This window comes from Enterobacter sp. PL_is511, from assembly GCF_055816065.1.
In genome coordinates this window covers 560,685-583,710 of the sequence record NZ_JBVPGP010000024.1, presented here as the reverse complement: position 1 = coordinate 583,710, position 23,026 = coordinate 560,685, and the positions used below count along the sequence as shown (strand labels likewise).

General features: G+C 56.8%; 24 protein-coding genes. 13 read left to right on the top strand and 11 right to left on the bottom strand.

Going from position 1 to position 23,026, the window contains the following annotated elements; all coding sequences use genetic code 11:
• Positions 1–65: 65 nt before the first annotated feature.
• The 7 genes from potI to nfsA all read right to left on the bottom strand — a co-directional run bounded on the left by potI (position 66) and on the right by nfsA (position 6,806).
• Positions 66–911, bottom strand: a complete 846-nt coding sequence (gene potI / locus AC0TN7_RS18205) for a putrescine ABC transporter permease PotI (protein ID WP_023310934.1) — start codon at positions 909–911, stop codon at positions 66–68.
• On the bottom strand, positions 908–1,861 hold the full coding sequence (gene potH / locus AC0TN7_RS18200; protein WP_024907854.1) for a putrescine ABC transporter permease PotH: 954 nt from the start codon (positions 1,859–1,861) through the stop codon (positions 908–910). The genes potI and potH overlap by 4 nt, the downstream gene beginning before the upstream one ends.
• Before the next feature lie 10 nt (positions 1,862–1,871).
• A complete protein-coding gene (potG, locus tag AC0TN7_RS18195; protein ID WP_148768830.1) occupies positions 1,872–3,005 on the bottom strand; it encodes a putrescine ABC transporter ATP-binding subunit PotG in 1,134 nt (377 codons plus the stop codon).
• Between the two features lie 102 nt (positions 3,006–3,107).
• Positions 3,108–4,220, bottom strand: coding sequence for a spermidine/putrescine ABC transporter substrate-binding protein PotF (potF, locus tag AC0TN7_RS18190; protein WP_024907856.1), 1,113 nt, complete (start codon positions 4,218–4,220; stop codon positions 3,108–3,110).
• 351 nt (positions 4,221–4,571) lie between these two features.
• A complete protein-coding gene (locus AC0TN7_RS18185) occupies positions 4,572–5,048 on the bottom strand; it encodes a YbjN domain-containing protein (RefSeq protein ID WP_003858385.1) in 477 nt (158 codons plus the stop codon).
• 63 nt (positions 5,049–5,111) lie between these two features.
• The gene (rimK, locus tag AC0TN7_RS18180) at positions 5,112–6,014 is read right to left on the bottom strand and encodes a 30S ribosomal protein S6--L-glutamate ligase (RefSeq protein WP_048990925.1); all 903 of its coding nucleotides are present in this window, start codon (positions 6,012–6,014) and stop codon (positions 5,112–5,114) included.
• A 69-nt stretch (positions 6,015–6,083) separates the two neighbouring features.
• The gene (gene nfsA, locus AC0TN7_RS18175; RefSeq protein WP_463726927.1) at positions 6,084–6,806 is read right to left on the bottom strand and encodes a nitroreductase NfsA; all 723 of its coding nucleotides are present in this window, start codon (positions 6,804–6,806) and stop codon (positions 6,084–6,086) included.
• Between the two features lie 184 nt (positions 6,807–6,990).
• Here nfsA and AC0TN7_RS18170 point away from each other — a divergent pair, with 184 nt between their 5' ends.
• Positions 6,991–7,260, top strand: coding sequence for a GrxA family glutaredoxin (locus AC0TN7_RS18170; RefSeq protein ID WP_006809455.1), 270 nt, complete (start codon positions 6,991–6,993; stop codon positions 7,258–7,260).
• Between the two features lie 30 nt (positions 7,261–7,290).
• On the opposite strand, the gene AC0TN7_RS18165 is transcribed toward AC0TN7_RS18170, so the two are convergent.
• On the bottom strand, positions 7,291–7,665 hold the full coding sequence (locus AC0TN7_RS18165) for an inner membrane protein YbjM (RefSeq protein WP_024907859.1): 375 nt from the start codon (positions 7,663–7,665) through the stop codon (positions 7,291–7,293).
• Positions 7,666–7,938: 273 nt separating this feature from the next.
• Here AC0TN7_RS18165 and AC0TN7_RS18160 point away from each other — a divergent pair, with 273 nt between their 5' ends.
• The 7 genes from AC0TN7_RS18160 (at position 7,939) to AC0TN7_RS18130 (ending at position 14,846) form a co-directional block, all read left to right on the top strand.
• Positions 7,939–9,624 (top strand): aspartate:alanine antiporter, encoded by a 1,686-nt coding sequence (locus AC0TN7_RS18160; protein WP_014169303.1) that lies wholly within the window; start codon positions 7,939–7,941, stop codon positions 9,622–9,624.
• 606 nt (positions 9,625–10,230) lie between these two features.
• Positions 10,231–10,938 carry a hypothetical protein gene (locus AC0TN7_RS18155; protein ID WP_463726928.1) on the top strand — a complete coding sequence of 236 codons (708 nt, stop codon included), beginning with the start codon at positions 10,231–10,233 and terminating at the stop codon, positions 10,936–10,938.
• Between the two features lie 221 nt (positions 10,939–11,159).
• A complete protein-coding gene (locus AC0TN7_RS18150; RefSeq protein ID WP_061715679.1) occupies positions 11,160–11,639 on the top strand; it encodes an Hcp family type VI secretion system effector in 480 nt (159 codons plus the stop codon).
• 223 nt (positions 11,640–11,862) lie between these two features.
• Positions 11,863–12,183 (top strand): metalloregulator ArsR/SmtB family transcription factor, encoded by a 321-nt coding sequence (locus tag AC0TN7_RS18145; protein ID WP_417927143.1) that lies wholly within the window; start codon positions 11,863–11,865, stop codon positions 12,181–12,183.
• A 40-nt stretch (positions 12,184–12,223) separates the two neighbouring features.
• Positions 12,224–13,513: an arsenic transporter gene (locus AC0TN7_RS18140; RefSeq protein WP_061715681.1), complete on the top strand. Its 1,290-nt coding sequence runs from the start codon at positions 12,224–12,226 to the stop codon at positions 13,511–13,513.
• 12 nt (positions 13,514–13,525) lie between these two features.
• Positions 13,526–13,957, top strand: a complete 432-nt coding sequence (gene arsC / locus AC0TN7_RS18135; protein ID WP_061715682.1) for a glutaredoxin-dependent arsenate reductase — start codon at positions 13,526–13,528, stop codon at positions 13,955–13,957.
• Positions 13,958–14,075: 118 nt separating this feature from the next.
• On the top strand, positions 14,076–14,846 hold the full coding sequence (locus AC0TN7_RS18130; protein WP_463726929.1) for an SDR family NAD(P)-dependent oxidoreductase: 771 nt from the start codon (positions 14,076–14,078) through the stop codon (positions 14,844–14,846).
• Here the strand turns inward: AC0TN7_RS18130 and AC0TN7_RS18125 are convergent.
• A complete protein-coding gene (locus AC0TN7_RS18125) occupies positions 14,843–15,394 on the bottom strand; it encodes a TetR/AcrR family transcriptional regulator (protein WP_463726930.1) in 552 nt (183 codons plus the stop codon). The two genes, AC0TN7_RS18130 and AC0TN7_RS18125, sit on opposite strands and share 4 nt — an antisense overlap.
• An 81-nt stretch (positions 15,395–15,475) precedes the next feature.
• Here AC0TN7_RS18125 and AC0TN7_RS18120 point away from each other — a divergent pair, with 81 nt between their 5' ends.
• Positions 15,476–16,690 (top strand): MFS transporter, encoded by a 1,215-nt coding sequence (locus AC0TN7_RS18120; RefSeq protein ID WP_407821062.1) that lies wholly within the window; start codon positions 15,476–15,478, stop codon positions 16,688–16,690.
• Positions 16,680–17,492 (top strand): Cof-type HAD-IIB family hydrolase, encoded by an 813-nt coding sequence (locus AC0TN7_RS18115; protein WP_463726931.1) that lies wholly within the window; start codon positions 16,680–16,682, stop codon positions 17,490–17,492. Before AC0TN7_RS18120 ends, AC0TN7_RS18115 begins: the two co-directional genes overlap by 11 nt.
• Positions 17,493–17,978: 486 nt before the next feature.
• Here AC0TN7_RS18115 and AC0TN7_RS18110 read toward each other — a convergent pair whose 3' ends face one another.
• Positions 17,979–19,211 carry an MFS transporter gene (locus AC0TN7_RS18110; protein WP_032649341.1) on the bottom strand — a complete coding sequence of 411 codons (1,233 nt, stop codon included), beginning with the start codon at positions 19,209–19,211 and terminating at the stop codon, positions 17,979–17,981.
• Between the two features lie 168 nt (positions 19,212–19,379).
• Here AC0TN7_RS18110 and AC0TN7_RS18105 point away from each other — a divergent pair, with 168 nt between their 5' ends.
• The 3 genes from AC0TN7_RS18105 (at position 19,380) to deoR (ending at position 21,550) form a co-directional block, all read left to right on the top strand.
• Complete coding sequence (locus AC0TN7_RS18105) at positions 19,380–20,108, top strand: phosphatase PAP2 family protein (protein WP_024908674.1); 729 nt, start codon at positions 19,380–19,382, stop codon at positions 20,106–20,108.
• 7 nt (positions 20,109–20,115) lie between these two features.
• Positions 20,116–20,724: an undecaprenyl-diphosphate phosphatase gene (ybjG, locus tag AC0TN7_RS18100; protein ID WP_032649343.1), complete on the top strand. Its 609-nt coding sequence runs from the start codon at positions 20,116–20,118 to the stop codon at positions 20,722–20,724.
• 67 nt (positions 20,725–20,791) lie between these two features.
• Positions 20,792–21,550 (top strand): DNA-binding transcriptional repressor DeoR, encoded by a 759-nt coding sequence (gene deoR, locus AC0TN7_RS18095; RefSeq protein WP_008503427.1) that lies wholly within the window; start codon positions 20,792–20,794, stop codon positions 21,548–21,550.
• 67 nt (positions 21,551–21,617) lie between these two features.
• Here deoR and dacC read toward each other — a convergent pair whose 3' ends face one another.
• Positions 21,618–22,823: a serine-type D-Ala-D-Ala carboxypeptidase gene (gene dacC / locus AC0TN7_RS18090; protein WP_047653218.1), complete on the bottom strand. Its 1,206-nt coding sequence runs from the start codon at positions 22,821–22,823 to the stop codon at positions 21,618–21,620.
• Between the last annotated feature and the right edge of the window lie 203 nt (positions 22,824–23,026).

Genomic DNA, 23,026 nt, shown 5'->3' with positions numbered 1-23,026 from the left:
TGTTTTACTTCCCTGAAAAACAGTGCCGCGTCATGCGCGGCACATCACTGGAAATTTTAAATCCTTCAGCCGCGTCTTGCACGCTGGATATCGCGCACGCGCTGTTTTTCCGCGCGCGCCATCAAATACCAGGCGATAAATCCGACAATTCCGACCACGCCGAGGATGATAGAGGCCAGGGCGTTGATCTCCGGGTTGACCCCCATACGCACGCTGGAGAAGACCAGCATCGGCAGCGTCGTCGCGCCCGGGCCGGAGACAAAGCTGGCGATAACCAGATCGTCCAGCGACAGCGTAAACGCCAGCAGCCAGCCGGAGATCACCGCCGGCATAATCATCGGCAGGGTGATGATGAAAAAGACCTTCAGCGGCGTCGCGCCAAGATCCATCGCCGCCTCTTCAATGGAGCGATCCAGCTCGCGCAGGCGCGAGGAGATCACCACCGCCACGTAGGCCGTACAGAAGGTGACATGCGCCAGCCAGATGGTGAGCATACCGCGATCCGCCGGCCAGCCGATGGCGTGCGCCAGGGCCACGAACAGCAGCAGCAGCGCGAGACCGGTGATCACGTCCGGCATGACCAGCGGCGCGGTGATCATAAAGGCGAAGCCGTTCGAGCCGCGAAAACGCCCGAAGCGCACCATCACCAGCGCGGCGATCGTGCCCAGCACGGACGCCATGGTCGCCGCCAGCGCCGCAATGGTCAGGCTCAACCCCACCGCGCTCATCATCGCATCATCGTGGAACAGCTCGCTGTACCAGCGCGTCGACCAGCCTGCCCAGACCGTCACCAGTTTGGAGCTGTTAAACGAGTAGATCACCAGCATCAGCATCGGCGCATACAGGAAGGTAAAGCCGATCACCAGGATCGCAATTCGCCACGGGGAGCGCACTACCGGTAAGTTGTTCATCCGTGATCTCCCATCTGTTTCTGCTGATGCTTGTGGAACCACATGATCGGCACGATCAGCAGCAGTAGCATCACGATCGCCACCGCCGACGCCACCGGCCAGTCGCGGTTATTGAAGAACTCCTGCCACAGCACGCGGCCAATCATGATGCTGTCCGGGCCGCCGAGCAGTTCCGGGATCACAAACTCCCCCACCGCTGGGATAAAGACCAGCATCGACCCGGCGATGATGCCGCCTTTGGTCAGCGGGACAATGACGCTGAAGAAGGTTTTTAACGGGCGCGCGCCGAGATCGAGCGACGCTTCCACCAGCGAATAATCAATACGCGTCAGCGCCGTGTAGATCGGCAGCACCATAAACGGCAGATAGGCGTACACAATGCCGATATAGACCGCGAGGTTGGTGTGCAGGATCGTCAGCGGCTGATCGATAACCCCGAGCCACATGAGAAAGTTATTCAGCACGCCGTTGTTTTTCAGGATCCCCATCCAGGCGTAAACGCGGATCAGGAACGAGGTCCACGACGGCAAAATTACCAGCAGCAGCAGGATGTTACGCGTCGACGGCTTGCTGTGCGCCACCGCCCACGCCAGCGGGTAGCCCATCACCAGACAGCAGAGCGTCGAGATCGCCGCCACCTGCAGCGACTGCAGATAGGCTTCGAAATAGAGCGGGTCGTCGGTGAGCTGCAGGAAGTTGCCGAGATTAAGCGTCAGCGTCAGCTGCCCGTCGGCCCAGTCCAGCAGGTTGGTATAGGGCGGTATCGCCCGCGCCATTTCCGCCAGGCTTATCTTGAAAACAATCAGGAACGGCAGCAGGAACAGCAGGATCAGCCACACGTACGGCATGGCGATCACCAGCTTGCGGCCGTGCTTCATCTGCATGCGCGTCAGCCAGTGGGCAAAGCCGCCCGGCTTTTCTACGCGGGCTGGAGGTTCAAGTGTACTCATTGGCCGCTCCTTATACCGTCAGCACAACGCAACTGTCTGCATCCCAACACAGGCGCACTTCGTCGCCCCAGGTCGGCTGTCCCTTGCGATAGCGATGTTCGTTCTGCAGCTGCGCGCTGAGCATCTGCCCGCTTTTCAGGCGCACGTGATAGATAGAGAGATCGCCCAGATAGGCAATGTGCACCACTTCCCCGACGGCAAAGTTATAGCCATCAGCAGGCGGGTCTTCACAGAGCATGATCTTTTCCGGACGTAGCGCGACGTAGACCGGCACGTTATCCACTACCGAGTTATCCGGATCGACCTTAAGCGGATGCTGCAGCCCCGGCGATTCGATGACCAGACCGTCTTCCTGACGATCTTTCAGCAGCCCTTCGAAAACGTTAACCGAGCCGATGAACTCCGCGCTGTAGCGGGTGGTCGGATGCTCATAAATCTCTTCCGGCTCGCCAATCTGCACGAACTTGCCGCGGTTCATGATCGCGATACGTCCGGCCATGGTCATGGCTTCTTCCTGGTCGTGGGTGACCATTACGCAGGTCACCCCCACGCGCTCGAGGATATCGACCACTTCGAGCTGCATACGGTCGCGCAGCTTTTTATCCAGCGCGCCCATCGGTTCGTCGAGCAGCAGCAGTTTCGGGCGTTTTGCCAGGCTGCGGGCCAGGGCCACGCGCTGGCGCTGGCCGCCGGAGAGCTGGTGCGGCTTACGCTTCGCGAACTCCTGCATGTGCACGAGGCTCAGCATCTCGGCCACGCGCGCGGTAATTTCGGCTTTCGGCAGCTTGTCCTGCTTCAGGCCGAAAGCGATGTTCTGCTCCACCGTCATGTGCGGAAACAGCGCGTAGGACTGGAACATCATGTTGATCGGGCGCTGATACGGCGGCACGCTGGAGAGATCCACACCGTCGAGCATGATCTGCCCGGCAGTGGGCTGTTCAAAACCGGCCAGCATACGCAGCAGGGTCGATTTACCGCAGCCAGAGGCCCCCAGAAGGGCAAAAATTTCGCCTTTAAAGATCGTCAGGCTGACGTCGTCCACGGCATGCTGGCCATCGAAAGATTTGGTGAGGTTACGTATTTCAAGAAGCGGGGTCAGCGCTTTACGGACTTTCGCCTGCGGGCGGGGGATCGCGTCATTCACGGGGTGTTCTCCGGTAGAGATCAAATCATGGTGCAGGCGCACCAGAACGGTGCGCCTGTTGCCGGACACGCTTCGCTTGCCCGGCCTGTGACTCACGGTAACTTATTTACCGCTTTTCACCTTGGTCCACGCGCGGGTACGCACGCGGTCAATTTTTGGATCCTGTACTTTCAGGGTGAAGAGCTTGGCGAACACATCCGCTGGCGGATAGATAGCCGGGTTATTGCGGATCTCTTCGCTCACCAGCGGCACGGAGGCCTTGTTACCGTTCGCGTAGTAAACGTGGTCGCTGATGTGGGCGATCACGTCAGGACGCATCAGGTAGTTGAGGAACTGATACGCTTCGTCTTTGTTTTTAGCGTCAGTCGGCATCGCGAAGACGTCAAAGAAGGCCAGCGCCCCCTCCTTCGGAATGAAGTAAGAGACGTTCACGCCGTTTTTCGCCTCTTTCGCGCGGTTAGCCGCCTGCCATACGTCCCCTGCCCAGCCGATCGCGACGCAGATGTCGCCGTTTGCCAGGTCGTTAATGTACTGGGACGAGTGGAAGTAACGAATGTTTGGACGCAGCTTCAGCAGCAGATCGGTCGCCGGACCGGTGTAATCATCGGCTTTACTGCTGTTCGGGTCTTTGCCCAGGTAGTTCAGCACGGTGGCGAAAATCTCTTCCGGCGCATCGAGGAAGGAGACGCCGCAGCTTTTCAGCTTCTCAAGGTTTTCCGGCTTCAGCACCACGTCCCAGCTGTCCAGCTTCACGTCCGGGCCCAGCACCGCTTTGACTTTATCAACGTTGTAGCCGATACCGGTAGTCGCCCACAGGTAAGGCATGGCGTATTTGTTGTCCGGGTCATGCTTAGCCACCAGCTTCAGCACTTCCGGATCGAGGTTTTTCCAGTTCGGTAACTTGCTCTTGTCCAGCGGCTGGAAGACGCCTGCCGTTAGCTGACGCTCCAGGAAGCTTGCGGAAGGCACCACGAGGTCAAACCCGGTGCTGCCCGCCATCAGTTTTCCTTCCAGCACTTCGTTGGAATCGAACACGTCATAGACCACTTTAATGCCGGTCTCTTTTTCAAAATTTGCCACCGTGTCCGGCGCAATATAGTCAGACCAGTTATAAACGTGCAGCGTTTTTTGTTCCGCAGCGAGCGTGCCGGCAGAGACGGCCATCAGAGCACCCGCAACCAGACCCGATAACCATTTTTTATTCAAGGCGATCATAGTGTTATTCCTTCTGAAAGCTCGTTAACAAACGAACTAAAACTGTGCAATCTGAAGATATGCAATAATCATGCATAGTTTGTCGCTCTGCCCAAAATAAAAAGAAACCTCTTTACCCGGCAGTTTCCGCTCGCTTTTTTAAGCATCGCAAGAATAACTGTAGCCCGTGTCCCCGGCTATAGCCCAGACGAAAAAACGCCTTTTATCAATTTTTTATGCAGGTTATGTCTACGTGATAAGCCGAAACGGCCTTCAGGGAGGTGAATAATTCTTTAAAGAAAGGTTAAAAGCAGCAGAAAAAATGGCCTTCTGCAGCCGCCATGGCAGCGACTGCGCAAAAGTCAGACAGGCTTAGTGAAGAAAATTGGGAGATGCATCATTATTCTCTGCATCATCTTCCGCGCTATACAGCAGATGGTGTGCATTGGCTTCCATCATCACCATCGAAATTTGCTCTTCGCTCAAGCGCATAAACCAGGCGAACTGCTTGAACGACAGCCCTGCCCCGGAGAATAAAGACTGGCAAACGACCAGTTTTGGCAGATTATCATCCTGTATGTCGAGAAATGCCTTCACCGTCAAAGAACTGGCATTGATGGCCGACAGGTCGGAGGCCAGCGCCAGCAGCGCGGACGGCTTCACTTCGGCCAGCGCGGAGAAAAGGATCACGTCGTTAATGAGATCGATTTTGGCATCGAAAATGCCGTCGAAATTCTGCATATGAGGCAGATGCAGCGCCTGGCAGGAATCGCATTCGAAGAACGTAATTCCGGCATCATCAAGCCATTGACGTAACGTATCCAGTGTAGGTACGACCTGTAAATCCATCGCGATGCAGCCTCTTTAATAAAAACTTCGCATAGGGTACTCAAAAAGCGCGCGGTAATCCATTTAACCACCCGTTTTCAGACAGTAGCCCGGCGTGGCATGACGCTCGATCCATGAGATCATTTTACCCGCAATATCGACCCCGGTGGTTTTTTCCACGCCTTCCAGCCCCGGCGAGGCGTTCACCTCCATCACCAGCGGCCCGCGCGTCGCGCGCAGAAGATCTACACCCGCCACGTCCAGCCCCAGGGTTTGCGCGGCTTTCACCGCAATTTCCCGCTCGCGGTCGCTGATATCGGCTACACGCGCGACGCCGCCGCGGTGAAGATTAGAGCGGAAATCGCCCTCTTTCGCCTGACGCTCAATGGCTGCCACCACCTCGTTTCCCACGACGAAGCAGCGGATGTCGCGCCCTTTGGCCTCTTCAATATACTCCTGCACCAGAATGTGGGCATTCAGCCCGCGGAAGGCGTCAATCACGCTCTCCGCTGCCTGACGTGTCTCCGCCAGCACCACGCCAATGCCCTGGGTGCCTTCCACCAGCTTGATCACCAAAGGGGCGCCGCCCACCATGTCGATCAGATCGCTGGTGTCGTCCGGTGAATGGGCAATCCCCGTGACGGGGAGATCGATCCCCTGACGAGCAAGGAGCTGCAGCGAGCGCAGCTTGTCGCGGGCGCGGGAAATAGCAACGGATTCGTTGAGAGGATAGCTGCCCAGCATCTCGAACTGGCGCAGCGCGGCGGTGCCGTAGTAGGTAATCTGGGAGCCGATGCGGGGGATGACCGCATCGAAATGCGGCAGCTTGCGGCCTTTGTAGTGAATCGACGAGGCGGCCGGGTCGATGTTCATGTAGCAGGACATCGGGTCGAGGATCTCAACCTGATGCCCGCGTTTCGCCGCCGCCTCACGCAGGCGTTTACATGAATAGAGCGTTCCATCCCGGGACAATATGGCAATTTTCACCCTGCACCTCTCTGAAGACATGGAAAAAGCCTGCGTATCATATACGCAGGCAGGCACAGGATAAATGGACTATCGCGTCGCCCAGCCCTGTTTGTGCAGATAATCAAGAATAAACGGGCGATTTTCTTTAATGATGGTGCGACGAATATGGTCGGTCCAGGTATCACGACGGTTATTGCGGCCGCGCGTCATGTAGTAGTTCGCCAGCTCTTCATCGTATTGATTCAGGACATCCTGATCGACCGGCTGGTAGTGGTTTTCGTGCACCAGCATCGCCGCAGGAATGCGCGGCTTCAGATCCGGGTTATCCGCCGGCCAGCCGAGGCACAGGCCAAACAGCGGCAGCACGTGTTTTGGCAGCTTCAGCAGCTCGGTCACGCTTTCGATGTTATTACGCAGGCCGCCGATGTAGACACCGCCTAACCCCAGCGACTCCGCCGCCGTGAAGGCGTTTTGCGCCATCAGCGCGGTATCCACCACGCCCAGCAGCAGCTGTTCGGCCAGCCCCAGCTCGGCCTCAGGGCAGATCTGCAGATGACGGTTAAAGTCGGCGCAGAACACCCAGAACTCCGCTGCCTGCGCCACATGCTTCTGCCCGCCGGTCAGCGTCACCAGTTGCTCACGCATGGCCGGGTCGGTGATGCGGATAATGGAGGTGCACTGTAGGAAGCTCGAGCTCGAGGTCGCCCTGGCGCTGTCGATGATCGCGTTACGCTGCGCCTCGGTAATCGGCTCATCGGTGAAGTGGCGAATGGAACGGTGGGAACGGAGCAGGTCAATCGTGGGTGTCATCTTGTCTCTCTTTGTCGTGCTTAATACGTATTGCAGCCAGTATAGGCAATGATCTGCGCGATGTAATTGGCGAAACATAGCCTGACTGTATCAAAGCGACAGGCGAAACCTTCTTTAATGGCGGCAGGTTATCGGGCACTATATGTCCTATTCGCCGTCAGGCTTGTTTTTTGAGGAGAGAGAAATGTTTGCAGTAATTTTTGGTCGTCCAGGGTGCCCTTACTGTGTGCGCGCGAAAGAGCTGGCTGAGAAACTGACCGAAGAGCGCGATGACTTCAACTTCCGCTACGTGGATATCCACGCGGAAGGCATCACCAAAGCGGATCTCGAAAAAACCGTCGGCAAGCCGGTTGAAACCGTACCGCAGATCTTCCTCGATCAGAAACACATCGGCGGCTGCACTGACTTTGAAGCTTACGCCAAAGAGCATCTGGGCCTGTTTGCCGCTCAGTAATGAAAGGACGCCCTCACCGAGAGGGCGTTTTTATTTGTGGTGCCGTCGGTGCCGAAGCAGACTGCGCACAAATAAGTAGCAGAGCGCGCCAAGGGCGCACCAGAATACGGCGCTCATCAACCATGCCAGTTCCTGCCAGAAACTCCGCGTTGATATATAGAGCAAGCGCATCAGCAGCAAACAGAGCGGCGCGGCCAGCATGGCGCCCAGCAGCGGCTTCACCACCTCCCCTTTACGGGAGAGAAAACTGGCAGCAGCCCCCGGCAGCGTAAAAAAGAGCAGCCCCAGCTCCGGATGACCCGACGCCCTGAATGCACCTTTCACGTTAAAAGCAAGCGACATGCATACGACCGTGAACAGCAAAAAGCAGCTGATCACCCCCGCCCAGTTTCGTTTAATGTTCAAACTATCCTCCTGACTTATCTCTATCAAATACACTTTCGTCGGGTAGACGCCCAGTCAGATAAAGCAATGCGGCAATCCTTGCCAAAGTACGCACAGGGTGATGCGATAATCAGTAGCTGTCAGTAGCTAATGCGATTAAACTACACGCCAGCTAATGTTTTAGGGAATAAAGCAGGAAACAGGGAGCGTTAACGCCTTTCCCTGACCCAGAAAACAGTAGCCCAAAAAGTCCTTTCATTCAACAACTTACTGGTAAACAAGAAGTTAGCCTCCGTGAATATAAACGTCGCAGACTTGTTAAATGGGAATTACATCCTGTTATTATTTGTGGTACTGGCGCTGGGCCTTTGCCTGGGTAAATTGCGCCTGGGTTCAGTTCAACTTGGTAATTCCATTGGCGTTTTAGTCGTCTCCTTATTATTAGGCCAGCAGCACTTCAGCATTAACACGGACGCGCTCAACTTAGGTTTTATGCTGTTTATTTTTTGTGTTGGCGTGGAAGCGGGACCGAACTTTTTTTCAATTTTCTTCCGCGACGGCAAAAATTATCTGATGCTGGCGCTGGTGATGGTCGGCAGCGCTCTGCTGATCGCCTTAGGGCTGGGTAAACTGTTTGGCTGGGATATCGGGTTAACGGCCGGTATGCTGGCAGGCTCCATGACCTCCACCCCCGTGCTCGTGGGTGCCGGTGATACCCTGCGCCATTCCGGCATGGCCGGCGCACAGCTTTCTACCGCACTCGACCACCTGAGTCTTGGCTATGCCCTGACCTATCTGATTGGTCTGGTGAGCCTGATCGTTGGCGCACGCTACCTGCCAAAACTGCAGCATCAGGATCTGCAGACCAGCGCCCAGCAAATCGCCCGCGAGCGCGGTCTGGATACCGACTCCAAACGTAAAGTCTATCTCCCGGTGATCCGCGCCTATCGCGTCGGGCCAGAGCTGGTTGCCTGGGCTGACGGCAAAAATCTGCGCGAGCTGGGGATTTACCGCCAGACGGGCTGCTACATCGAACGTATCCGCCGCAACGGCATTCTGGCGAACCCGGACGGCGACGCGGTGCTGCAGATGGGCGATGACATCGCGCTGGTAGGTTACCCGGACGCCCACGCCCGTCTCGACCCGAGCTTCCGTAACGGCAAAGAGGTGTTCGACCGCGACCTGCTCGACATGCGTATCGTCACCGAAGAAATCGTGGTGAAAAACCATAACGCCGTTGGCCGCCGCCTGGCGCAGCTGAAGCTGACCGACCACGGCTGCTTCCTCAACCGCGTGATCCGCAGCCAGATTGAGATGCCTATCGACGACAACGTGGTGCTCAACAAAGGCGACGTTCTGCAGGTCAGCGGCGACGCCCGCCGCGTGAAAACCGTGGCCGACCGCATCGGCTTTATCTCCATTCACAGCCAGGTCACCGACCTGCTGGCCTTCTGCGCCTTCTTTATCGTTGGCCTGATGATCGGGATGATCACCTTCCAGTTCAGCAACTTTAGCTTCGGCATCGGTAACGCCGCCGGTCTGCTGTTCGCCGGGATCATGCTGGGCTTCCTGCGAGCCAACCACCCGACCTTCGGCTACATTCCGCAGGGCGCGCTGAACATGGTGAAAGAGTTCGGTCTGATGGTCTTTATGGCAGGCGTCGGCTTAAGCGCGGGCAGCGGGATTGGTCACAGCCTCGGTGCCGTCGGCTGGCAGATGTTGGTTTCCGGACTTATCGTCAGCCTGGTACCGGTCGTTATCTGTTTCCTGTTCGGTGCCTACGTGCTGCGCATGAACCGCGCCCTGCTCTTCGGGGCGATGATGGGGGCGCGTACCTGTGCTCCAGCGATGGAAATCATCAGCGACACCGCGCGCAGCAACATTCCGGCGCTGGGCTATGCGGGCACGTACGCTATCGCTAACGTGCTGCTGACGCTGGCGGGTACGCTGATTATCATCATCTGGCCAGGACTCGGATAACTCCTAAGAATGCGCGTGGCGGAAAATATTTTTGTTACGCGCAGAACTTTTTTATCAGGGGGCAGTCATAACTAGTGCCACTGCTTTTCTTTGATGTCCCCAATTTGTGGAGCCCATCAACCCCGCCGTTTTGGTTCAAGGTTGATGGGTTTTTTGTTGCCTGAAAATTACCACTCTGTAAATTAATGCTTTATGCCTCCAGGTTCCCCTGCATAGCGACATCGTCGCGGCAGAACTTTTATATAGCTGTAACAGATAATAAAAAACCAGCCAGCGGCGGGTCTGTATCAGCCAGCTAATTGTTCCTGCAATTCTTTCGGATTTTGGAACGCGCCACTCAGTATTGAACTCATCGATTCGCACTTAAAGCTCCCGATAAATCGTATTTAGATTAAAAAATATCAGGTCATTATCCTAAAAATCCCCTGCTTTTCATAAACATGATCTGCTTTGAACTTCCATATTAGTTACAGGCATACGCTGGAGCGGATAGAAACGCTATGGAGGGAACAGGAATGCAGTTTTCAGGTTCAGTAATAGCAATACCGGTCTTAGGGAATGAAGCAAAAGATCGCACAATTGAACTGAAGTGCGAGGTCAGTAAGCATGTACCATTCTGAAGAGATCATCCGCCAGCTTCAGAGCCAAAAGATACTGGCAATGAAGCTGGACCAGGCGGTACGCGCGGTAGGTGAAGAAGTAAAGAGCCAGCTGAGTAATATAGGTGCCGGTGCCCAACGCCTGCTGTACTACACCTCCTGCTTTACTGATGAATATTACGATGTATGCACCCGACAAAACCTGGAGGACGCTCGCTTCCGAAAGGGCATATTCCATCTCGTTTCTCGCTGGAACATCGTCTTTGACCTAATCAACACGTACGTTGAGGAGCTGGTTAAGGATTATTCCCCGGCAGAATTATCAGCGATACAGCATGCTCTAATGCGCGCTAACGTTTATATATCCACCAGCACGCTAACCTCGTATTCATTCTCTGCAGGCGTCACATCGACTGTTTGCCTCTATGTGGCCCTTCCACCCTCAGGGTTAAAAGTCGTTTCAGGATTAACGGGCGCGGCTATTGGCGGGCTGGGGGTATACGGGGTTGTGCAAAAAGCTGCTGACAGCGCTCATCGCCTGCAAGTGATGCATCCAGCCTACTATCAAGCGTTATACCTGCGAGAGCTGGAGATGATGTATTTCCTGGTGGAGCCTGTGTTTATGCGCGCAGGCGTGCTAACCCAACAGTGGACTGATAGTCAAAGCCCTTATGATGCTGCTGACACGATCCTGAAGCTCATGGGCAGGCACTAATGGGCTTTCTAAGACGCTGGCTCAAATCTCAGGCCCAGCTTTTCTTCTGGACTTATATACCCATCATCCTCGCGTTCATTTTTGGCTATGTCCTTGACGTTTACTTCCCTGAGGTTAGCCAGGGATTCATCCTCCTGTTTTACCTGGTCACACTGGGGCTGGCTTACTGGATATGGCATTGAGGACCATAAAAGCTTCACGTTTACTAATAAGGAAATGACATGTCTACACCCGCACATCTCTGGCTTGAGGACGAGAACGGCTCACCAATTGTTGGTAGCTGCATGATGCCCACCCGTAATGGCTCCATAGAACTGAAATCGTTCTCCCATGGCGTAACCATTCCGGTTGACCCAAGCTGGGGCAAGCTCACCGGCACGCGCGTCCATCGCCCTATTACGATAGTCAAAGAATTTGATCAGACTACCCCACTTCTTTACCGAGCCGTGTGCGAAGGGCGAGTGATGAAGAAGGGGATTATTAAGATGTACCGTATTCTGGAGTCCGGTATCGAGGCCGAATATTTCAATATCGTTATGGAAAACGTTAAGTTCACGACAGTGGCACCCTTCCTGACCCCTAACGGCATGAGCAGCACCCATCTTGAAACGCTCGAATTGCGTTATGAAGCCATCTCATGGAAGTACACGGAGGGGAATATCATTTACCGTGACACCTGGAACGATCGCTGTTGCGCCTGAGCGCAGAAGAGTGTTGAAAGTGAGCAGATAAAAAGAAACCGTTCCAGGGGACGGTTTCGTTCCCATGACTGTCAGGATTGCTCCGGGCAAGCCATAAAGACTATTTTGACCTTCTACAAGCCCTCCATGAGTTTTTCTATCCTTCCTGCTTTTTCCTCTTCTCTCGCCAGCCATAAACACATATGATTTAATGCATATGATAAAAGACATTCAGGATGACCGAATGCTCCACCCACTCCAGCTCTTCAAAACCCTCTCCGACGAAACGCGGCTCGCCATCGTCATGCTGCTCCGTGAAGCAGGCGAGCTGTGCGTCTGCGATCTCTGCGCCGCCACCGCCGAATCTCAGCCGAAGGTCTCCCGCCACATGGCCCTGCTCCGCGAGTCCGGGCTGGTGATCGACCGTCGCGAGGGCAAATGGGTCCATTACCGTCTCTCTCCCAACATGCCTGCATGGGCGGCAGCCGTTATCGACACCAGCTGGAACTGCCTGCGGGAAGAGACGCGTCTGAAGCTGAAAAACCGACTTCCGGGCTCGTGCTAACCCAAACACATTCACAAAAACAGATATAACGGAGTAAACAATGTTTCTGGCAGGGGCTATTTTTCTGTTTACGCTGGTACTGGTCATCTGGCAGCCCAAAGGACTGAGTATTGGCTGGAGCGCAACCATCGGCGCCGTGCTGGCGCTGTTCAGCGGCGTGATCCACGTAAACGATATTCCGGTCGTGTGGAATATCGTCTGGAACGCCACGGCAACGTTCATTGCCGTCATCATCATCAGCCTGCTGCTGGATGAGTCCGGCTTTTTCGAGTGGGCGGCGCTGCACGTTGCCCGCTGGGGAAACGGTCGCGGGCGATTGCTGTTTACTTATATCGTGCTGCTGGGCGCAGCCGTGGCGGCGCTGTTTGCCAATGACGGCGCAGCGCTGATCCTGACGCCTATCGTTATCGCCATGCTGCTGGCGCTGGGGTTCAGCAAGCAGGCTACGCTGGCGTTTGTGATGGCGGCTGGTTTTATCGCCGATACCGCCAGCCTGCCGCTGATTGTGTCGAACCTGGTCAACATCGTCTCGGCAGACTTCTTCACGCTGGGGTTCAGTGAATATGCTTCGGTGATGATTCCCGTTGATGTCGCTGCAATTGCCGCAACGCTGGTCATGCTCCATCTGTTCTTCCGCAAGGAAATTCCGCCGGAATATGACCTGGCGAAACTGCGTGAGCCTGCACGCGCGATAAACGATCTTCCGACGTTCAGAACCGGCTGGATCGTGCTGCTCCTTCTTCTCGTCGGTTTTTTTGTGCTGGAGCCGCTGGGTATTCCGGTCAGCGCCATTGCGACTGCGGGCGCGCTGGTTTTGTTTGCCGTTGCAAAACGCGGACATGCGATAAATACCGGAAAAGTGCTGCGCGGCGCACCGTGGCAGATCGTCATCTTCTCACTGGGGATGTATCTGGTGGTGTATGGCCTGCGCAATGCCGGGCTGACGGACTCTCTCACAGGCGTACTGAACAGCCTGGCCGGGCACGGATTGTGGGCCACCACGCTGGGAACCGGGTTCATCACCGCGTTCCTGTCTTCCATAATGAACAATATGCCCACGGTGCTGATTGGCGCGCTCTCCATTGACGGCAGCACAGCAACGGGGTTGATCAAGGACGCGATGATTTACGCCAACGTGATTGGCTGCGATCTGGGGCCGAAAATCACGCCTATCGGCAGCCTCGCCACCCTGCTCTGGCTCCACGTGCTGGCGCAGAAAAACATGACGATTACCTGGGGCTACTATTTCCGGACGGGCATCATTATGACGCTGCCGGTCCTGTTTGTGACGCTCGCCGCGCTGGCGCTACGTCTCTCCTTCACACTGTAATGAGCCACTGATATGAGCCACATCACCATTTACCACAACCCCGCCTGCGGCACCTCGCGCAACACGCTGGAGATGATCCGCAACAGCGGCACGGAGCCAGAGATTATCCTCTATCTGGAAACCCCGCCGTCGCGCGATAAGCTGACCGCCCTGATTGCCGAGATGGGCATTTCGGTGCGGGACCTGCTGCGTAAAAACGTGGAGCCCTATGAACAGCTCGGCCTTGCCAAAGATAACTTCACCGACGACCAGCTTATCGATTTTATGCTGCAGCACCCTATTCTGATTAACCGTCCGATCGTGGTCACACCGCTGGGCACCCGCCTGTGCCGCCCGTCTGAAGTTGTCCTTGATATTCTGCCGGACGCGCAAAAAGGAGCGTTTACGAAAGAGGATGGCGAAGCGGTGGTGGACGCCAGCGGGAAAAAAATCTCGCCAAAGTAACCCATTGATAATGGTGCAGTAAGGCCTGCCAACCGCATGCCCCACCCAACGGCTGAGTTGCATCAGCCGAAACCCGGCACATACTTTTGAGGGTTAAGTCTGGTGAGGGTATGCGGGTATGGGCTTTAAAAACAAAACCGCCGTCATCTTCGGCGGCAGCGGCGCTATCGGCAGCGCAACTGCGCACACTCTGGCGCGTGAAGGAGCGGATGTATACCTCGCCGCACGTGGCCACACCAGGCTGGAGCAGGTCGCCAGCCGTATTCGCGCAGCGGGCGGTTCTGCCAGCACGTTTATTTTCGATGCGCTTGAGGAGTCCTCGCTGCTCCCCGACCTTGCCCGCATTGATATCGTCGTCAACGCCACGGGCTTTATGCACGATCAGGGCAAACGTCTTGAGGCATTAACGCTCGGCGAATTCCGTCAGGGCTTCGACCCTTTCCTGGCCGCGTACTTTAACATTGCGAAAGCCGTGTCATCCCGCATGGGCGGCGAGCATGGCGGGACCATAATTACCGTCGTCGCCCCCGCCGCAAACATGACGATGGCGGGCCACCTCGGACATATCGTCGGCTGCGCGGGAACGGAAGCCTTGACCCGGGCGCTTGCGGCTGAGCTGGGGACTCAAAATATTCGTGTGCTGTGTCTGCGTTCGCACGCAATAGCCGACGCGGTGCAGGCGGGTTCGTATGTGGGGGCCATTTTCGCCGCCAAGGCGCAGGCGATGGGGATAACGGTCGGGCAGTTTCTCGGCGGCGCCGCGCAAAGCACCCTGACGCATCGCCTGCCGACGCTGGCGCAGGTAGCAGACACGATTGCGTTTTTGGCTTCAGATGCGGCCAGCGCCATCACGGGAACCACCGTCAATATGACCGCGGGCGCAACCTAGCCTTTGCCCTCGCCCGCAATCCTCCCCACCATCGCCCGAATCTCCTCCCGGGTTAACGGCGTCCGGTCGGTGACATAGTGCAGCGTCATCCCTTCGATAAACGCATCCAGCGCGCGGGTGGTAACCGGGTCGAACCACTGCTCCAGCGTGGTCTGGCTCATCTTCATCCAGTCCTGCATCACCGTTTTGAGCGCCGCGCTGCGGTGCATAAAGGCGTAGAGCTGGTACATCAGCGCCATGTTGTGCGGCGTGGTCACCTGCGAGCAGTGGATCAGCGTAGTGATGGATTCGCACGCCATCTCCGGCCCGGTGACGCCGGCAAAGAAATCCCGGTACTGCTGCGACATCTGGCGGGTAAACCACGTGAAGGCCTCCTCCAGCAGCGGCTCCATGCCGTCGAAATAGTAGGTCATCGACCCCAGCGGCACGCCCGCACAGGTGGCGATTTTACGGTGCGTGACGGCGTGGATCCCGTGCTCGGCAATGGTATCGAGCGTTGCCTGCAGGATCTTCTCCCGGCGATGCGGATCGTTCGGTGGTCTGCTCATAAATTCCTCACGTGGTTTGTGTACAAATGTACACAAACTTGCTAGTGTTGTCGCTATTGTTGTACTTCTGGTGCTACCCCAATGACGCTGACCTCTCCCCGCAAAGCCCTGCAGCTCCGCATGTGGGCGCTGTTTATGTTCTTCTTCATTCCCGGCCTGCTGATGGCCTCCTGGGCCACGCGCACCCCCGCCATTCGCGATATTTTGTCCGTTTCTACCGCTGAGATGGGCATCGTGCTGTTTGGCCTGTCGATAGGTTCCATGAGCGGCATTCTCTGCTCCGCGTGGCTGGTTAAGCGCTTCGGTACGCGGTCGGTAATCCGCACCACCATGTGCTTCGCGGTGTTCGGGATGATCGTGCTGAGCGTCGCGCTGTGGTTTGCCTCACCGGTGCTCTTCGCCCTGGGCCTGACGGTATTTGGCGGTAGCTTCGGTTCTGCAGAAGTTGCCATCAACGTTGAAGGGGCGGCGGTCGAACGTGAGATGAACAAAACCGTGCTGCCGATGATGCACGGCTTTTACAGTCTCGGCACGCTGGCCGGTGCCGGCGTGGGGATGGCGCTGACCGCCACCGGCGTGAGCGCCAATCTGCATATTCTGCTGGCGGCGCTGGTGTGCATTATTCCGATTCTGACCGGCATCCGGGCCATCCCGGACGGTACCGGCAAAAACTCCGCTGACGAACAGCACTCGGCCGAAAAAGGGCTGCCCTTCTACCGCGACTTCCAGCTGATGCTGATCGGCGTGGTGGTGCTGGCGATGGCGTTCGCGGAAGGGTCTGCCAACGACTGGCTGCCGCTGCTGATGGTGGACGGCCACGGCTTTAGCCCGACCTCCGGCTCGCTGATCTACGCCGGGTTTACGCTGGGGATGACCGTGGGTCGCTTCACCGGCGGCTGGTTTATCGACCGCTACAGCCGCGTGGCGGTGGTGCGCGCCAGCGCCCTGCTGGGCGGCCTGGGTATTGCGATGATCATCTTTGTCGATGTGGACTGGATTGCCGGCGTCTCGGTGATCCTCTGGGGGCTGGGCGCGTCCCTCGGCTTCCCGCTGACCATCTCCGCCGCCAGCGACACCGGCCCGGATGCCCCGACGCGCGTCAGCGTAGTGGCAACCACGGGCTATCTCGCCTTCCTGGTCGGGCCGCCGCTGCTCGGCTTCCTCGGTGAGCACTACGGACTGCGCAGCGCCATGCTGGTGGTATTAGGGTTGGTGATCGTCGCGGCGCTGGTGGCGCGCGCGGTGGCAAAGCCGGAAACGAATCAAACGACACTGGAGAAGGGATATGAGCGTTAAACTGATCGCCGTCGACATGGATGGTACTTTTCTGAACGATGCCAAGACCTATAATCGCCCGCGCTTTCTGGCGCAGTACGCCCGCATGAAGGCGCAAGGCATTCGCTTTGTGGTCGCCAGCGGCAACCAGTACTACCAGTTAATCTCCTTTTTCCCGGAGATTGCGCATGAGATTGCGTTCGTCGCCGAGAACGGCGGCTGGGTCGTGAGTGAGGGTGAAGATGTCTTCAACGGTGAACTGTCGAGAGCCCATTTCGACACGGTCGCGAACGTGTTAAGCGACGTGCCGGGTATTGAGATCATCGCCTGCGGGAAAAGCAGCGCCTACACGCTGAAATGCTATGACGAGGGCTTTAAGGATATCGCGGCGAAGTACTACCACCGCCTCGAAATGGTCAGCGATTTCAACAACCTGAACGATATTTTCTTCAAGTTCGGACTTAACGTGTCTGACGATGAAATTCCGCGGATTCAGGCGCTGCTGCATGAAAAGCTGAGCGACATCATGGTGCCCGTCACCACCGGTCACGGCAGTATCGACCTGATCATCCCCGGCGTGCATAAAGCCAACGGTCTGCGGATCCTGCAAAAGCGCTGGGGCATTGACGACAGCGACGTGGTGGCCTTCGGCGACAGCGGCAACGACGTGGAGATGCTGCGTCAGTCCGGGTTCAGCTTTGCGATGGCGAATGCCAGACCGCATATTAAAGCGGCGGCGCGTTTTGAAGCGCCGCACAATAACGATGAAGGCGTGCTGGATGTGATTGATAAGGTGCTGGATGGGGAGGCGCCGTTTAATTGACCGCGTGCGGTCTGTTGGCTTTACCCTCTCCCACAGGGATAGGAATCCCCAGTCATTTTTTAACCGGAAGCGATGAATATAGTTTCAGGAAAATAAATGGCTTACAGCAACGCCCTGGTCCGGCTGTAAATCGCCGAAGCGTTTCCGTAAGGCCGGGGCGAGGCGCACGGATGCGCCGAGAGGGCGTGGCCTGCAGGGATGCAGGCTCATGCCCGACCCGATAGCCTGAAGGAATGAGCTGAGGGCACCGCGAAGCGGCGATTTACCGCCGGGAGCCCGGGTCGCCAGGGCGGCGGCGATTGAGCCGCCATGGCACGTTCACAGGTCGTGTCGTTAAAGAGTAGCAAGAAACATAAAGTGAACGGAATGACCACCAGAGCCGTATGTTCCCCCTCACCCCTGCCCTCTCCCTCAAGGGAGAGGGGGTCGCCCGTGCAGGCATTATTTTGTGAGGAACCCTCAGCCCACGAGGAGAGGGAATAAAGATCACGGCTGCAGGGCGTTTCCGACGCGCTTGTCTTTCAGGAACACCACCATCAGGCCAACCCACAACACACCATTGGCGAGGTTAAACAGGCTGAACAGCCCGTTGCCGCCCATCGCGTAGGCATGCTTGCTCACCTCGATACCGACGGTAAAAATCAGCATCTGCAGCATCCCCATCGCCGCTGACACCGTGCCTTTACTCATCTCGCTGGCAAACAGCGTCAGGCGCACCAGCCCGGCGTTCGCCACGCCAATTCCGAAGGCGTAAATGCTCAGCCCTGCAGTCATCCATAGGTAAGCGTGGGATGACGCGACGGTCGCCACCGCTGCCAGAATCAGCCCTGCCGCAATCGGCCAGCCGCCCATGATAATCAGTGAACGCACGGTGCGGCGTGACGTCAGACGCGCCAGCACCAGATTACCGATAATCAGCGCGCCAAAGATCGGTACCTGCAACAGGCCATACTCGTAGCTGCTGAGCTTTTCACCGCTGATGATAATGACCGGTGACTGGGCAATCCACGCCAGCAGCGGCAGGCTAACGAACCCGGTCGCCAGCGCGCCCGCCACAAAGCGGCCATTCTTCAGCACTTCTTTGTAATCCCGACCCAGTTCTTTCAGCGAGAGTTTCTCGCCGATGCGGGTGGCCGTTTCCGGCATCGCCCGGTGCAGGCCAAAGAACGCGAAGGCGGCGAGAAGCGCAAAGAGCACAAACATCCCTTCCCACGGCGCAACGTGCACCCACGCGGCCCCCACCAGCGGCCCGAGTAAGGGGGCGATAAGCGCCACGTTCGCCATCAGCGCGGTAATTTTGATGCACACCGCCTCTTCAAACGACTCCTGAATGGCGGCATACCCCACGGCGCCGATAAAGCACAGGCTCACCCCCTGCAGGAAGCGCAGCAGGGTAAATTGTTCAATGTTTTGCGCCAGCAGCGTGGCAAGACAGGTGACGATAAACCACACCACGCCCGTCAGCATCACCGGACGACGGCCAATACGATCCGACAGCGGGCCTAACAGCCACTGCAAAAACATGCCGCCGGCCAGATAGGCGGTCATGGAGGTCGGTACCCACTCGATTCCCGCGTTGTACTGCGCCACTACGGCCAGCATACCGGGCTGGATCATATCGTTGCCGATATAGGTAGAAAATTCGTAGAGCACCAGACACAGAGGGAAAAGCAACGCCTGACGACCCAGACGTGAACCAGAAGAAGAACGGTTTAACATGCAATCTCTTTATAATGACAAAATCGCGACGAGTTTAATGAAATGCCGCAGCCCGAGATAGTGATTTATCGAGGATAAACAGAAATAAAGCACATATCGTCTTCGTTTAAGGTTTCCTTAAGTTGACAGATTTATGATAGCCCCATTACTCGTCAACGACCCCAAATTATGGCACTCACTTCCAGCCGTTCAGAATTGTCTAACTTACAGACAAATAAGACAAAACGACTTTACCGCTTGCCGGGCCGCTTTTATGGTTATCAGCTTTTCGTACTGGTCGTCCTTGCCGTGCTTTTCACGTGGTTATCACGCAATGAAGCGCTCGACAGATGGATCACCGGTTTTTGGTATGACGCGGCAACGCAGAGCTTTCCGCTGCAGAAAGATCATCTGCTGGATCTGCTGAACCACCGTCTGGCGAAGTACATTGCCATCGCCTTAGGTGCCGTGGCGCTGTTTTACGGCGCTTACAAGCGTAACGCAAGGCTGGTCACGGCGGCGCTGCTGATGGGCGTTGGCGCGCTGGTGGTGGGCGTGCTGAAAAGCGTGAGCCATCACAGCTGCCCGTGGGATCTGGTGGAATATGGCGGTAAGGCCGTCTCTTATCCCCTGTTCAGCGCCGTCCCTGCTGACAGCGGTCCGGGGCGCTGCTTCCCCGGCGGTCACGCCTCCAGCGGCTTTATGGTGATGGGGCTGTTTTTTGCCTTCTGGCGCGAGCGTCCGCGTCTCGCCTGGTCCTTCGTCGCGCTGGGCGTGGTGTTAGGCCTGGTGATGGGCTACGGCCAGATCATGCGCGGGGCGCATTTTTTCTCTCACAACCTGTGGGCTGGGTGGTGGGTCTGGTTTTCTCAGGTGGTGGTCTACGGCCTTGTTTCCACCCGGTTTGCTAAAGAGTGATAACGCTATGCTAGAGAATCTGAATTATCAGCTGTTTTATCTGATCAACGCCACCCCGGCCTCGCCTGAGTGGATGATCGACTTTGCCACCTTCCTGGCAAAAGATCTGATCAGCATCGTGCCCGCGCTGGCCGCCATCCTCTGGCTGTGGGGACCTCGTAGCCAGGTGAAAGCGCACCGCCAGCTGGTGATCAAAGTGGCGATGGCGCTGGGCGTGAGCGTTCTGGTGAGCTTCGCACTGGGTCATGTGTTCCCGCACCCCCGTCCTTTTGTGGCTCACGTGGGCTATACCTTCCTGCACCACGCGCCGGATGACTCGTTCCCGAGCGATCACGGTACGGTGATCTTCACCTTCGCACTGGCTTTCCTGTTCTGGCATCGCCTGTGGTCTGGTGCGGTCCTGATGGTGGCAGCCCTGGCAATCGCCTGGTCTCGCATTTACCTGGGCGTTCACTGGCCGCTGGATATGGTGGGCGGTTTCCTGGTCGGGCTGATTGGCTGCGTGAGCGCGGCTATCCTGTGGAGTCTCTTCGGTGAAGCGCTCTACCGCACGCTGTCTTCGCTCTATCGTGCCATTTTCGCTATCCCGATCCGCAAAGGCTGGATACGTGACTAACCCCAACCTGACAGGTTACACTTGAACCCCCGCCCTGCGGGGGTTCACTTTTTTATCCCGAGGAACTATGGAAACACGTCGCGATGACCGCATTGCTCAGCTGCTACAGGCGCTGAAGCGCAGCGATAAGCTGCATCTTAAGGAAGCCGCCAACCTCCTCGGCGTCTCAGAGATGACCATTCGTCGGGATCTGAACAGCGAGAGCGCGCCCGTCGTGCTGCTGGGCGGGTATATTGTGCTTGAGCCGCGCAGCGCCAGCCATTATCTGATCAGCGACCAGAAGACGCGCCTGGTGGAAGAGAAACGCAAAGCCGCGCGGCTTGCAGCCTCACTGGTACAGCCGCACCAGACGCTGTTTTTTGACTGCGGTACCACTACGCCGTGGATTATCGAGGCCATCGACAGCAGCATTCCGTTCACCGCCGTCTGCTACTCCCTGAACACCTTTCTGGCGCTTCAGGAGAAACCCGAGTGCCGGGTGATCCTCTGCGGCGGCGAGTTTCACGCCAGCAACGCCATCTTTAAGCCGCTTAACCTGCAGGACACGCTCAGCAATCTCTGCCCGGATATCGCGTTTTATTCCGCCGCAGGCGTCAACGTGCGTCAGGGCGCGACCTGCTTTAATCTGGAAGAGCTGCCGGTGAAGCACTGGGCGTTGAGCGCCGCGCAGTACCATGTGCTGGTGGTCGATCACAGCAAGTTTGGTAAGGTGCGTTCGGCAAGAATGGGCGAGCTGGCGCAGTTCGATGCCATCGTCAGCGACTGCCGCCCGGACGACGAGATCGTGGCCCACGCGAAGGCGCAGCAGGTGAAGTTGATGTATTAAACGGGGTGCGGTCTGATGCCCTCACCCCGGCCCTCTCCCACAGGGAGAGGGAGAAAACCCATCGAGGTTAGCTAAACCAGCTGCCAAACCACCCGTGGAATTTCATCATCACGAAATCCCACATCCGGCTGAAGAAGCCGCCCTCTTCCACCGCTTCCATCACAATCAGCGGACGCTGTTCAATCGACTTACCGTTGAGCTGGAAATCAATCGTCCCGACCACCTGGCCTTTTTTCAGCGGCGCGGTGAGCTGCGGGTCGGTCAGAGTGTAGCTGGCTTTCAGGTTTTTCAGCTGGCCGCGCGGAATGGTCACCGAGCCCGCCTCACCCGCGCCCAGGTTCACTTCGCTTTTGTCACCAAACCAGACGCGCTGGCTGACGAACGTGGCATCCGGTTTAATCGGCGTCACGGTTTCATAGAAGCGGAAGCCCCAGGTAAGCAGTTTTTCTGACTCATTAAAGCGAATACGGTCGGTTTTGGTGCCCAGCACCACCGAAATCAGGCGCATGTCGCCCTGGGTCGCGGAGGCCACCAGGTTATAGCCAGCACCCGCCGTGGTGCCGGTTTTCATCCCGTCCACATTGACGTTGCTGCTCCACAGCAGGCGGTTGCGGTTCGGCTGGCGGATTTTGTTGAACGTAAACTCTTTCTCTTTGTGGATCGCGTATTCATCCGGCACGTCGTGGATCAGCGCTTTCCCCAGCAGCGCCATGTCGCGCGCGGTACTGAACTGTCCCGGCGAATCCAGACCGTGAACCGTTTTAAAGGTCGTATTGGTCAGGCCCAGCTTTTGCGCGTAGCCATTCATCAAACCAATGAACGAATCCTGGCTGCCGGCAACGTAATCGGCCAGCGCAATGCACGCATCATTTCCCGACTGAATAATTACCCCTTTGTTCAGATCGGAAACGGAAACCTGATCGCCCGGCTTCAGGAACATCACCGATGACCCGCGCAGCGCCGGGTTTCCGGTCGCCCACGCGTCCTTACCGATGGTCACCATATCGTCCAGCTTGATCTTGCCCGCTTTCAGCGCCTGGCCCACCACATAGCTGGTCATGATTTTGGTCAGGCTTGCCGGATCGAGTTTCTCATCCGCATTCCCTTCCGCCAGCACTTTACCGCTGGAATAATCCATCAGGATCCAGGCGCGCGCATCCACAGGCGGCGCTTCGGGCGCAGCCTGTTCAGCTGCGTAGAGCGTTGGTGCAAACAGGAAAAGAAGCGCAGAGCCGGTCGCCAGGCTGCGCAGAGAAGTCATTTTACGCGTCATAAATGCCACCCGAGTGTCCATTCAAAAATTACGTCACATCACCGTGTCGCAAGAAGCGATGAGTAATAGCGCACTAAAACGGTTAAAGAAACCCAACGAGGGTAAAGTTATTAAAGTTTATGCAATAACATTCAGATACGCTTTGATTAAGACGATTTTTTTGTCTTCTGTTGCGTAATTGTTAGGTTTATCTCACCATGGCG